The 13,827-nt window shown below is 68.6% G+C and carries 12 protein-coding genes; 5 read left to right on the top strand and 7 right to left on the bottom strand.

Translation table 11 applies throughout. The features are described from left to right. Positions 1–115 precede the first annotated feature (115 nt). The 3 genes from B3K53_RS13775 to glmS form a co-directional block, all read right to left on the bottom strand. Positions 116–475, bottom strand: coding sequence for a UrcA family protein (locus B3K53_RS13775; protein WP_292085045.1), 360 nt, complete (start codon positions 473–475; stop codon positions 116–118). A 157-nt stretch (positions 476–632) separates the two neighbouring features. Next, on the bottom strand, positions 633–1,511 hold the full coding sequence (gene galU, locus B3K53_RS13780) for a UTP--glucose-1-phosphate uridylyltransferase GalU (RefSeq protein ID WP_292085046.1): 879 nt from the start codon (positions 1,509–1,511) through the stop codon (positions 633–635). Positions 1,512–1,596: 85 nt separating this feature from the next. Next, complete coding sequence (gene glmS / locus B3K53_RS13785; protein WP_292085049.1) at positions 1,597–3,411, bottom strand: glutamine--fructose-6-phosphate transaminase (isomerizing); 1,815 nt, start codon at positions 3,409–3,411, stop codon at positions 1,597–1,599. Positions 3,412–3,602: 191 nt separating this feature from the next. On the opposite strand from glmS, the gene glmM reads away from it, so the two are divergent. Beyond that, complete coding sequence (gene glmM / locus B3K53_RS13790; RefSeq protein WP_292085050.1) at positions 3,603–4,955, top strand: phosphoglucosamine mutase; 1,353 nt, start codon at positions 3,603–3,605, stop codon at positions 4,953–4,955. Positions 4,956–4,994: 39 nt separating this feature from the next. On the opposite strand, the gene B3K53_RS13795 is transcribed toward glmM, so the two are convergent. From B3K53_RS13795 to B3K53_RS13805, 3 genes are all read right to left on the bottom strand, one after another. Beyond that, positions 4,995–6,281, bottom strand: coding sequence for a cystathionine gamma-synthase family protein (locus tag B3K53_RS13795; protein ID WP_292085051.1), 1,287 nt, complete (start codon positions 6,279–6,281; stop codon positions 4,995–4,997). A 120-nt stretch (positions 6,282–6,401) separates the two neighbouring features. Then, a complete protein-coding gene (locus tag B3K53_RS13800) occupies positions 6,402–7,709 on the bottom strand; it encodes an FAD/NAD(P)-binding protein (protein WP_292085052.1) in 1,308 nt (435 codons plus the stop codon). A gap of 41 nt (positions 7,710–7,750) precedes the next feature. Continuing rightward, complete coding sequence (locus B3K53_RS13805; protein ID WP_292085054.1) at positions 7,751–9,250, bottom strand: phosphomannomutase/phosphoglucomutase; 1,500 nt, start codon at positions 9,248–9,250, stop codon at positions 7,751–7,753. 191 nt (positions 9,251–9,441) lie between these two features. Here B3K53_RS13805 and gpmA point away from each other — a divergent pair, with 191 nt between their 5' ends. From gpmA to B3K53_RS13820, 3 genes are read left to right on the top strand one after another with little or no spacing between them, the layout of a single operon-like run. Beyond that, positions 9,442–10,167 carry a 2,3-diphosphoglycerate-dependent phosphoglycerate mutase gene (gene gpmA / locus B3K53_RS13810; RefSeq protein ID WP_292085056.1) on the top strand — a complete coding sequence of 242 codons (726 nt, stop codon included), beginning with the start codon at positions 9,442–9,444 and terminating at the stop codon, positions 10,165–10,167. Continuing rightward, on the top strand, positions 10,164–10,796 hold the full coding sequence (locus B3K53_RS13815; RefSeq protein WP_292085058.1) for a bifunctional diaminohydroxyphosphoribosylaminopyrimidine deaminase/5-amino-6-(5-phosphoribosylamino)uracil reductase RibD: 633 nt from the start codon (positions 10,164–10,166) through the stop codon (positions 10,794–10,796). Before gpmA ends, B3K53_RS13815 begins: the two co-directional genes overlap by 4 nt. A gap of 60 nt (positions 10,797–10,856) precedes the next feature. Beyond that, complete coding sequence (locus tag B3K53_RS13820; RefSeq protein ID WP_292085059.1) at positions 10,857–12,134, top strand: pentapeptide repeat-containing protein; 1,278 nt, start codon at positions 10,857–10,859, stop codon at positions 12,132–12,134. A 76-nt stretch (positions 12,135–12,210) separates the two neighbouring features. On the opposite strand, the gene B3K53_RS13825 is transcribed toward B3K53_RS13820, so the two are convergent. Then, positions 12,211–12,687 carry an Hsp20 family protein gene (locus tag B3K53_RS13825; protein WP_292085062.1) on the bottom strand — a complete coding sequence of 159 codons (477 nt, stop codon included), beginning with the start codon at positions 12,685–12,687 and terminating at the stop codon, positions 12,211–12,213. Positions 12,688–12,954: 267 nt separating this feature from the next. Between B3K53_RS13825 and B3K53_RS13830 the strand changes: the two genes are divergently transcribed. Next, on the top strand, positions 12,955–13,755 hold the full coding sequence (locus B3K53_RS13830) for a class I SAM-dependent methyltransferase (RefSeq protein ID WP_292085064.1): 801 nt from the start codon (positions 12,955–12,957) through the stop codon (positions 13,753–13,755). Positions 13,756–13,827 lie beyond the last annotated feature (72 nt).

Here is a 13,827-nt window from a genome sequence, read left to right on the forward strand (position 1 = left end):
CGTCCATCACTCCCTCCTGCCTAGCCGATGGCGCGGGCAGGCGAAAGCGGCGGCGATGCAGGACCCCTGCGGCGGAACCGCGCCGGCTGCTGGGGCCTCGGGAACCCGCGCGGCGTTATCGGCTAGGGTGGGTTCTCAGCGCCGCGAGGATCACCGTGGGCTTGGCGGCGTAGCCGTCCGCGCGATGGGCGGCGACCTGGGCCCAGCCGTCCGCCACGGCGTCCCTGATGCACCAGTGGCGGACCAGATAATGGTCCATCGGCAGCTTGGCCGTGTCGCAGGTCCGCCGTGCCGCCGCCTTGAGCCGGCGGTCAAGAATTCCAGCCTGTGTCGGCTGGTTCAGGTCGAGGTCGGCATAGGAAACCATGACGGCTTCGGCGCCTTCGATGGGGCGAGTGGTTTGGATTTGGCTCTGAGCGCCGTTCGGTGCGGTTGCAGCCAGAAGCAGGACTGCTCCAATGATCGTCGATTGCATCTTGCGATCTCCTGATCGCCCTTCCGCTGCGCTTGTCCCTCCTCAAGACCAGCGACCGACTGATGTCTGACAACAGGTCGGCGCGCCTTTTGTTCTCATTGAAACGCGTCGTTCCGCCCGGCGAACGTCAAAAGCGCGTTCTCGGGGACGGACAAGTTCAGAGCAGGGCGGTGATCGCCGCCCGCGCCGCCTCGCCCAGGTCGGGACGCTTCAGGGCCAGGGCGACGTTGGCGCGCAGCAGGCCGATCTTGTCGCCGCAGTCGTGGGTCACGCCCTCGTACTCGTAGGCGGTGAAGGTCTGGGTCTTCATCAGCCGGTCCATGGCGTCGGTCAGCTGGATCTCGCCGCCGGCCCCGCTTTCCTGGGTTTCCAGCAGGTCGAAGATTTCCGGCTGCAGGATGTAACGGCCCGAGATCGACATATTGGACGGGGCGGTGCCCTGCTTGGGCTTCTCGACCATGCCCTTCATGGCGAAGCGGCGGCCGTCGCGGCTCGACGGATCGACGATGCCGTACTTGTGGGTTTCGGATTCCGGCACGGCTTCGACGCCGATGACATTGCCGCCGACCTCGGCGTAGAGGTCCGCCAGCTGCTTCAGGGCGCCGGGCTGCGAATCGACGATGACGTCGGGCAGGATGACGGCGAAGGGCTCATGGCCGATGATGTCACGGGCGCACCAGACCGCGTGGCCCAGGCCCTTGGGCTGCATCTGGCGGGTGAAGCTCATCTCGCCGGCGGTGGCCAGTTCGGCGTTCATGGCCGCCAGGATCTCGGTCTTGCCCTTGGCCGCCAGCTGGGCCTCAAGCTCGATCTGGTGGTCGAAATAGTCCTCGATGGCCTGTTTGGCGCGGCCAGTCACGAAGACGATGTGCTCGATCCCCGCCTCGCGCGCCTCTTCGACGATGTAGGACAGGATCGGCCGGTCGACGACGTTCAGCAGCTCCTTCGGCGTGGTCTTGGTGCCGGGCAGGACGCGGGTGCCCAGGCCGGCCACGGGGAGAACCGCCTTGCGAAGGCGCGCGGGGGAAGTCGTCATCAGTCGTCCTGAAACAGCCGTTAGGCGCCTGTCATAGGCGCAAACCGTGACCGTTCCAAACGGCGCCTGAGGGTTCAGGTTCCCCTCACTCCACCGTCACCGACTTGGCCAGGTTGCGCGGCTGGTCGACGTCCGTGCCCTTCTGGACGGCGGTGTAATAGGCCAGCAGCTGCACGGGGACGGCATAGACCAGGGGCGCGATCAGGGGGTGGCAGTCCGGGGCGTCGACGCGACGGATGCCGGCGCCGTGCGGGGCGGGCGCGCTCGCCGGGGCGATCATGACCACCGGGCCGCCGCGCGCGGCGACCTCCTGCAGGTTGGAGGCGGTCTTCTCATAGACCTCGTCCAGCGGGGCCAGGGCGATGATCGGGGTCTTTTCGTCCACCAGGGCGATGGGGCCGTGCTTGAGTTCGCCGGCGGCGTAGCCTTCGGCGTGGATGTAGCTGATCTCCTTCAGCTTCAGCGCGCCCTCCATGGCCAAGGGGAACATGGCGCCCCGGCCCAGGAACAGCACGTCGGTCGCCTTGGCCAGATCGTGGGAGACAGCGCGAATCTGGCTGTCCATCTGCAGGGCTTCGGCGATCAGGCGCGGGGCCTCGAACAGGGCCTTGACCAGCTCGGACTCGCAGGCGGCGTCGATGCGGCCGCGCGCCACCCCGGCGGCGACGGCGAGGGCCAGCAGGGCCGAAACCTGGGCGGTGAAGGCCTTGGTCGAGGCGACGCCGATTTCCGGCCCGGCATGGGTCGGCCACAGGACCTCGGCCTCGCGCGCCATGGACGAGGTGTGGACGTTGACGACGGCGGCGGTCTTCAGGCCCTGCCCCTTGCACCAGGTCAGGCTGGCCAGGGTGTCGGCGGTCTCGCCCGACTGGCTGACGGCCACGGCGACCGTGCCGGGCGTCAGAGCGGGGGAGCGGTAGCGGAACTCGGACGCAATCTCGACGTCGCAGGGCAGGCCCGCATACTTTTCGAAGGCGTATTTGCCGATCTGGCCGGCGTAGAAGGCGGTGCCGCAGGCGATGATCTGGATGCGGTCGACGGCGGCGAAGTCCACGGCCTGCGGCTTGGCCGCGCCGGTCACCAGGTCGAGGTATTCCGACAGGGTGTGCTGGACGCTGTCGGGCTGCTCGTGGACTTCCTTCTCCATGAAGTGGCGATAGGCGCCCTTTTCAACCATGGCCGACGAAGCCGAGACCTGCACCACGGCGCGGTCGGCCGGATGGCCCGAGGCGTCGAACATGCGCGCGCCGCTGCGGGTCATGGCGACGTAATCGCCTTCTTCGAGGTAGCTGATCTTCTGGGTGAAGGGGCCGACGGCCAGGGCGTCCGAACCCAGATACATCTCGCCCTCGCCCCAGCCGACGACCAGAGGACTGCCACGACGCGCGCCGAGGATCAGTTCGTCCTCGCCCTCGATCAGGACGGCCAGGGCATAGGCGCCGGTCAGGCGGTCCAGGGTCGCCTTGAAGGCGTCCAGAGGGGCCAGGCCCGCCGCCAGCTTGTGATCCAGCAGGTGGGCGACGACCTCGGTGTCGGTCTGGCTCTCGAAGACGCGGCCCTCGGCCTCCAGCTCGGCCTTCAGCTCGGCGAAGTTCTCGATGATGCCGTTGTGGACCAGGCAGACGCGGCCGGCCTTGTGCGGGTGGGCGTTGGCGGTGGTCGGGGCGCCGTGGGTGGCCCAGCGGGTGTGGCCGATGCCGATGGTGCCAGACAGGGGCTCGGCGGCCAGAACGGCCTCCAGTTCGCGGATCTTGCCCTTGGCGCGGCGGCGTTCGATGCGGCCGTCGACCACGGCGGCGATGCCGGCGGAATCATAGCCGCGGTATTCCAGCCGCTTCAGGCTGTCGATCAGACGGGGAACGACGGCGCCTGCGCCTGTGATGCCGATGATGCCGCACATGAGGTCTGCTCCGGTGAAGGGGCCGGGCGGTCACGCTTTGCGCGAGGCCGCCATAGGAGGTAAGCGAGAGGGTTCAGCCCGTCTCGCCCTTTGATTTTCGTCTAGGGGAAGCCAAGGCCGGCGACATCAAAAAATGGGTTTCGGAAGGTTTCTTTGCAAACCGTCCGGGCCGCCAGCGAAGGACGACGCCCTTGGGCGAGAGAAAATACTTCGGCACCGACGGCATTCGCGGTCGCGCCAACACCCATCCCATGACGGCCGAGGTCGCGCTGCGGGTGGGTCTGGCGGCGGGCAAGCTGTTCCGCACCGACGACGACCGTCGCCACCTGGTGGTGATCGGCAAGGACACGCGTCTGTCCGGCTACATGATCGAGCCGGCCCTGGTGGCGGGCCTGGCCAGCGTCGGCATGGACGTGCGCACCTTCGGTCCCTTGCCGACGCCGGGCGTGGCCATGATGACGCGCTCGATGCGCGCCGATCTGGGCATCATGATCTCGGCCTCGCACAACGACTACGCCGACAACGGCATCAAGCTGTTCGGCCCGGACGGCTACAAGCTGTCGGACGAGATCGAACTGAAGATCGAGGCCATGATGGACGAGGGGCTGGATCAGGATCTGGCCCCGGCCAACAAGCTGGGCCGGGTCAAGCGCATCGACGACGCCCCGCCGCGCTATATCGAGATCGCCAAGTCGGCCTTCCCCAAGCGGCTCAGCCTCAAGGGTCTGCGCATCGCCATCGACTGCGCCAACGGCGCCGGCTACCGCGTGGCGCCGACCACCCTCTATGAGCTGGGGGCCGAGGTCTTCCCCGTCGGCGTCGAGCCGAACGGCCTGAACATCAACGCCGAGTGCGGCTCCACCCATCCCGAGGCCGTGTCCGAGGCGGTGAAGCGTTATCGCTGCGACATCGGCATCGCCCTGGACGGCGACGCCGACCGGGTCATCGTCTGCGACGAAAAGGGCCATGTGGTCGACGGCGACCAGATCATGGCCCTGATCGGTCTGGACTGGGCCAAACGCGGGCGACTGAACGGCAAGGGGGTGGTCGCCACCGTCATGTCCAACCTGGGGCTGGAGCGGAAACTGCAAGCCGAGGGCCTGACGCTGGAGCGGACCAAGGTCGGCGACCGCTACGTCATGGAGCGGATGCGCGCCGGCGGCTTCAACATCGGCGGGGAGCAGTCGGGCCACATCATCCTGAAGGACCACGCCACGACCGGCGACGGCCTGATGGCGGCGCTGCAGGTGCTGGCGGTTCTGGTCGAGACCGGCGTGCCGATGAGCGATCTGGCGCGCCAGTTCGAGCCGGTGCCGCAACTGCTGCAGAACGTGCGCTACAGCGCCGGCAAGCCGCTGGAGGACGCCAAGGTCAAGGCCGCCATGGCCGAGGCGGAGGCCGCCCTGAACGGCTCGGGCCGCCTGCTGGTGCGTCCGTCCGGCACCGAAAAGCTGATCCGCGTCATGGCCGAGGGCGACGACGAGGCCCTGGTCAAGCGGGTCGTCGCCGAGGTCTCGGCGGCGGTGAAGGCGGCGGGTCAGTAAGGGTTCGGCGGGCGCCGCGAACGGCGCCCGCCTGCCGCCTCAGATCGCGGCCAGGGCCTGTTGCAGGTCGGCCCAAAGGTCCTCGACGTTCTCGATCCCGACCGACAGCCGCACCAGGTTGTCGCCGATGCCGCTGCGTTGCTTGGCCTCGGGCGTATAGTCCGAGTGGGTCATGCTGGACGGGTGCGAGGCCAGGCTCTCGGCGCCGCCCAGGCTGACGGCCAGCTTGAACAGCCGCAGGGCGTTCAGCATGCGGAAGGCCTCGGCCTCGCCGCCGGGCAGCTCCAGCGAGAAGGTCGATCCCGAACCCTTGCACTGGGCCGCGAAGATGGCCTGCTGGTCCGGTGAGGCGTCCGGCCCGCCGGCGGTCAGGACGGCGCTGACGCGCGGATCGGCGCGCAGGCGCTCGGCCAGGATCAGGGCGTTCTCCTGGGCCCGTTCCATGCGGATATGCAAGGTCTCCAGACTGCGCAGCAGCAGCCAGGCCGTGTGCGGATCGGTGTTGGTGCCGCAGATGGTGCGCATCTCGCCCACCCGCGCCATCAGGTCGGCTGCGCCCATGCAGCCGCCGGCGATCAGGTCGGAGTGGCCGCCGACATACTTGGTCAGGGAATAGAGGACGAGGTCCGCCCCCAGCTCCAGCGGGCTCTGCCACAGGGGCCCGAGGAAGGTGTTGTCCACCGCCACGATCGGGCGCTCGATCTGATCCACGGCCTTGGCGCCGGCCACGGCGCGGGCGATGTCGACCAGTTGGTTGGTCGGGTTGGCGGGGGTCTCCAGATAGACGGCGGCGAGCCGTCCGCCGGTCGTCTTGGCCTCGGCGGCGGCGGCTGTCATGGCCGCATCGAGGGCGTCGGCGCCCTCGGCGGCGGGGACGCTGATCGCCTTGACGCCGTAGCGGGGCAGGATGCGGTCGAACAGGTATTCGGTGCCGCCATAGGCCGGGGCCGTATAGAGGATGACGTCGCCGGGGCGCACCATCGCCAGCATGGCGGTCGAGATGGCGGCCATGCCGGTCGAGAAGACCAGGGCCTTGTCGGCCTTGTCCCAGACCGCGAGGCGGTCCTCGAGGATTTCCAGGTTGGGGTTGTTGATGCGCGAATAGATCAGGCCCAGCGCCTCGTCCGGGTCGCGCTGACGCAGGCCATAGGCGACCTCGAAGAAGCGCTTGCCGTCCTCGGCCGACTTGAAGACGAAGGTGGACGACTGGAACAGGGGCGCCTTGATGGCCCCCTCCGACAGGGCGGGGTCATAGCCATAGCCCATCATCAGGGTTTCAGGCGCGAGGGTGCGAGCCCCAAGAACGCGGGTGCGGTGACGGTTCATTTTTTATGTTTCCTCTCCTGAGCGGGTGATAGCCGACCCAGGAAGGGGCCGCCAGCCGCCATGGACTTGAGAGGAAGCTGCAGTTTGTTGGACGTTTCGACCAGCGCTCCGCAAGCGGGGTCAGGTCGTCAGCGCCTGGCTCAACTGCTCGATCCTCTGGCGGAGGTCCGGCACGGCTATGGTCTCCCACAGGGCGGCGCGGGCGGGCGGGCCGAGGACGTAGAGGTCGGGGTCGACTGTCCCGTCGGCGTGCAGGATGCGGCCCGTCTCGTCCAGGTCGAGGCCCAGTTTCAGCGGGTCCAGACGGGCGCGTCCTTCGGCGATCAGGGCGGCGGTCAGGGGCGTCGTGGCCGCGCTATGGCCGGGGCCGGTGCAGTCGATCAGCCATTGGGCCGTTAAGGTCTGAACCGCGCCGCCGGGAGCGTTGACGGTCAGGGTTGCGGCGTCGCCGGAGACTTCGGTGGCGCGGACACGGCCGGCGCGAACGCTCAACCGGCCCTCTGCAATCAGGGCCTCCAGCGCCGCGGCGATCTCGGGCGCGATGCGGTGGCGATGAACATCCCACCAGGGCCGCAGATGGCGCAGGAATCGGGCGCGTTCGGCGGTCGTCGCGGCGCGCCACAGATCGGCGGTGATCGGACGATAACCCTCCATGACCCGGCGCCAGCCGTGTTCGCGCGTCAGCCGCCGGGCCGAAGCCAGCCTTTGCGACAGGGCGCCGGTCAGGGCCTCGGGCGGCAGGGCGACCGGCGCGTCATGATGCGCGCCGTGGGCGCGGGGCAGAAGACCGCGCCGTGACACCGCCGTCGCCCGGCCGCGCCAGCCCTGGGCCTGCAGCGCCAGAACCACGTCGACCATGGTCAGGCCCGAGCCGAGGATCAGGACGGCGTCATCGGGCTGGATGCGCTCCAGAACGCCCGGCGCCCAGGGATCAGACAGGACGCGCGGGCTCTGCCCCGTCGGCGTATTGCGCGGCGCGGGATTGCCGGTGGCCAGCACCACGGCCCGGCCTTCAATGCGGCGACCGTCCGACAGGGCCACGGTCTGGCCGTCGATGGCGACGGCCTCGCCCTTCACCTGTTGGATCAGGTCAGGGCGAAGTGCGGCCAGAGTCGTCAGCCGGTCGCGGATGTACTGGCCGTAAAACAGACGCGGTGCGAAGCCTTCTGGATCGGCGCAGGATGAAGCGCATTCCTCCAGCCAGTCGACGAAGTCCCGCGGGCGGTCGACGACGGCGCTCATCCGTTCGGAGCGGACGTTCAACCGGTGCTCGGGCAGGGTCGTGGAATAGGCCACGCCGGGGCCGAAAGCCTCGCCGCGCTCGATCAGGACCGAGGCCTGGCCGCGCTCGGCCAGCCGCGCGGCCAGCATGGCGCCCGAGAAGCCGCCGCCGACGATGACCACGGGCAGGGAGGAGGCGTCGTTCATCGGGTCACCGCGCCAGAGCCGTCACGTCGCGTCAAAGGGATTCAGATTTCCTGATTGAAGGCGCCGATCTCCGGGTGGGCGGCCAGACGCGGTTTGACCTCTTTCCTGAACAGGTCGCGCATGTCGTCGGCTGAGCGCATGCTCTCGACCACCACCACCAGTTCCGGCTTGTTGCTGGAGGCGCGGACCAGGACCCAGGAGCCGTCCTCGAGGTGAACGCGCACGCCGTTGACGGTGATGGCCTCGACGATCTTGCGGCCCAGGATCGAGCCGCCCGACGCCGCCAGATCCTCGTATTCCTTCACGATCTTCGCCAGGACGTCGTACTTCAGCTCGTCGTCGCAGTGGGGCGACATGGTCAGGCTGGTCCAGGCGTCGGGCAAGGCCGACTTCAGTTCCGACAGCGACTTGCCGGGGTTGCGGTCCAGCATGGCCAGGACGGCGCCGGCGGCGACCAGGCCGTCATCATAGCCGTGGCCCAGGTCGCCCGACAGGAAGAAGTGGCCCGACTTTTCGAACCCGGCCAGGGCGCCCAGTTCGGCGGTCTTGCGCTTGATGTAGGAGTGGCCGGTCTTCCAATACACGGTCTCGGCGCCATTGGCCTTGAGCACTTCGTCGGTCTTGTAAAGGCCGGTCGACTTCACATCGACGACGAAGGTCGCGTTCGGATGGATGGCCGACAGGTCGCGGGCCAACATCAGGCCGATCTTGTCGGCGAAGATCTCCTCGCCGGTGTCGTCCACCACGCCGCAGCGGTCGCCGTCGCCGTCGAAGCCCAGGGCCAGGTCGGCGCCCGTCTCCTTCACCTTCTCGGCCATGGCGACCAGCATGACGTGGTCTTCCGGGTTCGGATTATACTTGGGGAAGGTCCAGTCGAGGTGGGTGTCCATCTCGATCACTTCACAGCCCATCAGGCGCAACGCCTCGGGCGCAAAGGCGCCGGCCGTGCCGTTGCCGCAGGCGGCCACGACCTTGAGCGGGCGGGTCAACTTCACCTTGGAGGCCACGTCCTTGATATACTGCTCGCGGAAGCCCTCGACGCGCTCGACGCGGCCGCCGGGGCGGGCGACGCCCTCGCCGTTCAGGACGATTTCCTTGAGCCGGGTCATCTCGTCGGGGCCGAAGGTGAGCGGCGCCTGGGCGCCCATCTTGACGCCGGTCCAGCCGTTCTCGTTGTGGCTGGCCGTGACCATGGCCACGCAGGGGCAGTCCAGGGCGAACTGGGCGTAATAGGCCATGGGCGACAGGGCCAGGCCGATGTCGACCACCTCCATGCCGCCTTCCAGCAGGCCGAGGATCAAGGCCTGCTTCACCGACAGGGAATAGGAGCGGAAGTCGTGGCCGACGGCGATGCGCGGACGCACGCCGATCTCGTGGACATAGGTGGCCAGGCCGAGACCCAGGGCCTGAATGCCCAGAAGGTTGATCTCCTTTTCGAGAATCCAGCGCGCGTCGTACTCGCGGAAGCCCGTCGGCTTGACCAGCGGAAGGGTTTCGTACGCCGCCGTATTGGGGCGGATGTCCTGGCGCGGTTTGAACATGGGTCTTCCTGAGGGTCGGCGAATGGGCGGGGCATGATCCGCCCGCAACCCTAGCGTCGCGGTATAGCGGTCGTCCCCCGAGAGGCCAACAACGCGCGTCGGCGGTTCCGGCTGCATCCTGTCCCGCATCGTGAAACCTTGACCGCCCCCGCATCCACGGCCTACGCGAAGGGGAAGTTTTGGAGACGCCCATGCCCCGCCTGATCCTGCTCCGCCACGGCCAGAGCCAGTGGAACCTGGAAAACCGCTTCACCGGCTGGGTGGACGTCGATCTGACCGCCGAAGGCGAAGCCCAGGCGCGGCGCGGCGGCGAGTTGATCGCCGAGGCCGGCTTCAAGCCCGCCGTCATGTTCACCTCGGTCCTGACGCGCGCCAAGCGCACCGGCGCTCTGGCGCTGGATTCGGCGGGACTGAAGGACGTGCCGGTCGTCGAGGACTGGCGCCTGAACGAGCGCCACTATGGCGGGCTGACCGGTCTGGACAAGGCCGAGACGGCGGCCAAGCACGGCGAGGACCAGGTCAAGATCTGGCGCCGCAGCTATGACGTGCCGCCGCCGCCTCTGGCGCCGGGCGGCGAGTTCGATTTCGACGCCGACCCTCGCTACGCGGGCAAGGAAATCCCCGACACCGAGAGCCTGAAGACCACCCTGGACCGGGTCCAGCCCTATTGGGACGCCGAGATCGCCCCGCGCCTGAAGGCGGGCGAGGACGTGTTGATCGCCGCCCACGGCAACTCGCTGCGGGCCATCGTCAAGCTGCTGTTCGCCGTGCCGGACGACCAGATCGTCGGCGTGGAAATCCCCACCGGCAATCCGCTGGAGATCGACCTGAACGCCGACCTGAAGCCGGTCGCCGCCCGCTATCTGGACCAGGGCCGGGCGCAAGCCCTGCCGCCCATTGCGAGCGTGGGCGCGTGAGCACGTCCTCAAAGGACGACGCCGTCCACATGCGCCGCGCCATTGATCTGGCGCTGGCGCGGATGGGCGAGACCTGGCCCAACCCGGCGGTCGGCTGCGTTCTGGTCAAGGACGGGGTCGTGCTGGCCGAGGCCGCCACGGCGCCGGGCGGACGCCCCCACGCCGAGGAACAGGCCGTGCCCACCGCCGGCGAGGCCGTGAAGGGCGCGACCGCCTATGTCACGCTGGAGCCCTGCGGCGCGCGCTCGTCCGGCCGCAAGTCCTGCGCCCACTTCCTGGCCGAGGCCGGGGTCGAGCGGGTGGTCATCGCCGCGCTTGATCCTTCGCCCTTCGCCTCGGGGCGAGGCACCGAACGCCTGCGTCAGTCGGGCCTGACGGTGGAGACGGGCCTTCTGGCTGAGGACGCCGCCGTCCTGAGCGAAGGTTTCCTGCATCGGCTGGAGACCGGGCGGCCCATGGTCCGTGTCAGCGAGGACGGCAAGGGCTTCGACGGCCGCTTCGTCGCCGCGCCGCGCGCCGATCTGACGACCGAGCTGAACCGGCTAGGAGAGGCGGGCTACACCCGGCTGTGGACCCATGAGGGCGAGCTGGCCGAGGCCCTGCGCGAACAGGGTCTGCTGACCGACTAGGAAGGCGGAAACGGCTGTTTCCGCAAAGCTTCCTTAATGGCCGTAAGCCATGTTGGCGCCATGAGCGATGTCGCCGATCCTGTCCGCAAGAAACCGACCCAGGCCGAGGTCGACCTGATCTGCGCCAAGCATGACCGCCTGTGGCAGGCCAAGCCCGGCGGCGCGCGCGCGGTCTTCGCCTGGATGGACCTGTCGGGGCTGACGCTGCGCGGACGCAATCTGGCCGACGCCGACTTCGCCGCCGCTCGCCTGCATGGCTGCGATCTGTCCGGGGCAAAGCTGGATAACGCCAACTTCTTCGGCGCGGACATGCAGGACATCAACCTGACCGACGCCAGCCTGCGCCGGGCCGACCTGCGCGGCGCCTGCCTGCGCGGCGCCGACCTGTCGGGGGCCGACCTGTTCGAGGCCGACCTGCGCGAAGGCACCATCGCGGCCGCCGACGGCAAGCTGGGCTTTCGCGTCATCGAGGCCCAGAAGCGCGGCGACACCCAGGCCCAGGGCGCCAGCCTGGTCGGGGCCAACCTGCAGCGCTCGCGCATGACGGGCATGGTGGCCATCGCCGCCGACTTCACCGACGCCGTCATGAAGGACTGCAAGCTGGTCCGCGCCAACCTGAAACAGGCCAATTTCACCGGCGCCGATCTGGCCGGGGCCGATCTGTCGGGCGCGGACCTGTCGGGCGCTGACCTGACCGACGCCATCCTGGTGGGCGTGAAGGCCGCCATGTGGCGCACCGACGGGGCCAATATGGAAGGGGCTCTGACCGACAACCGCCCGGCGGGCGAGTCGGTCAGCCGTATGCCCGCCGCCGAGATGCTGCGCGACCACGCCCAGTGGTGCGAGACGGGCGGGGCCGAAGGCCAGCCCTCGGTCTTCGACGGGGTCGACCTGCGTCCGCTGGAATCCATCCGAGGCTTGAACCTGACGGCCCTGTCGGCCAAGGGCGCGGTCTTCTACGGCCTGGACATGGAGGGGGTGCAGCTTCAGGGCGCGCAACTGGAGGGCGCGGACCTGCGCTCGGCCAATCTGCGTCGGGCCGACCTGCGCGGGGCGCGGTTGGGACGGGCCAAGCTGAACGGATCGGACCTGCGCGAAGCACAGTTGGGGCCGTTGATGTTGGGAGCCGACCGGTTGCTGCCGGCGGATCTGTCGGGCGCCATCCTGCGCGGAGCGGATCTGTCGGGGGCTGATCTTCGTCGCGCGGTGCTCAAGGGCGCGGACCTCAGCCGGGCGGTCATGCACGGCGCCCAGACCAAGCAGGCTGATTTCACCGACGCCCAGATCGGTGGCGCACGCGGCCTGGATCCGGCGGACACCAAGGCCTTCGCCGCCTAAGACGCGCACTGAGACGCTCACGAAAAAGGGCGACGCGAACGCCGCCCCTTCCCGGTTCTTCAGGCGATCGCCGCGCTTAGGCGGCCTTCTTCGCCTTGTCGGTCTTGCCCTCGATCAGGGCCTTGCCCGTCGCGATCTCGATGCGGCGCGGCTTCAGGGCCTCGGGCAGCTCGCGCTGCAGGTCGATGGTCAGCAGGCCGTTCGACAGATCGGCGCCCTTGACCACCACATAGTCGGCCAGTTGGAAGCGGCGCTCGAAGTCGCGCTCGGCCAGGCCGCGATGCAGATAGGTCTTCTGGGGCGCCGTATCGTCGTTGGCGGCCTTCTTGCCGGTGACGGTCAGCTGGTTTTCCTTCGCCTCGATGTTCAGTTCATCGGGCGAGAAGCCGGCGACGGCGATCTCGATGCGATAGGCGTTCTCGCCGGTCGTCTCGATATTATAGGGGGGCCAGCCGTTTTCCTGGCTGGAGCGCGCGGCGCTTTCCAGCTGGCGGGCCAGACGGTCGAAGCCGACGGCGGAACGGTACAGCGGCGAGAAATCATAGGTACGCATGGGTCATCCTTCTGACATTCAGCAAGGTTGAACCGCCCGGCGATTTTGCCCCGGACGGCGGAGGGGATTCAGGCCCAACGGTCCGCATTCGGCCCCGCAAGGTCTGGAGAGCCCGGGATCGGCGCTCTCGAATGAAGAGGTAGGCGGCGTTTTCCATCGCGCAAGGGGCGTGCGAAATCGTCGCTTGGCCCAATCCGCGCCTTGCCGAGACCGCGAAGCGCCGTAAGGGTTACAGATTGTTTCTTCCAGGACTGACCGGAGCCCCCCATGCGACCCCTCGTCCTCGCCGCCCTTCTGGCGTCCGCCCTCGCCGCGCCGGCCCTGGCGCAAACCGCTCCGCCCCAGTCTGCGCCTCTGCCGCATCGTCAGGGCCTGTCGATGGAAATGCCGACCATGGGCGAGGACGCCGCCCTTCAGGCCGCCGTCGCCTCGACGACCCGTCCCGAGGCCGACCGCGCCCGCGACAGCCAGCGCCATCCGTTCGAAACCCTGACCTTCTGGGGCCTTCAACCCGGCCTGACCGTGGTCGAGATCGAGCCCGGCCGCGCCGGTTGGTGGCGCAACATCCTGGAGCCCTATGCGGCGGCCACCGGCGGGCGCTACGTGCCGGTCAGCAAGCCGACGGAGAGCATGGGCGTGGCGGATGGTTCCGCGGACATGGTGGTGGTGGCGCGCGCCTTCCACAACTGGTCGCGCGACGGTCGCGCCGAACCATACCTGGCGGCCTTCTTCAAGGCCTTGAAGCCGGGCGGCGTCCTTGCGGTGGAGCAGCACCGCAGCGTCGACGGTCTGAACGTCGCCGACGTCGCCCCGACGGGCTATGTGCCCGAGAGCTACGTCATTCATGCGGCCCGCAGCGCCGGCTTCGAGCTGGAAGCCCGCAGCGAACTGAACGCCAACGCCAGGGACGACCGCGATCACCCATTCGGCGTCTGGACCCTGCCGCCGACGCGAACCTCTGAGCGCAACGGCCGCACCCTGACCGCCGAGGAACGCGCCGGCTTTGACGCCATCGGAGAGAGCGATCGCATGACCCTGCGTTTCCGCAAGCCCGAGGCCGCGAACTGATGCCGTCTGCGGTTTTGACCCCGGCGGAGAAGCGTCTTAAGCCCGAAGTCATGATGATCCTGACCCAGGGAG

Source organism: Brevundimonas sp. UBA7506 (assembly GCF_002479495.1).
Classification (GTDB): domain Bacteria; phylum Pseudomonadota; class Alphaproteobacteria; order Caulobacterales; family Caulobacteraceae; genus Brevundimonas.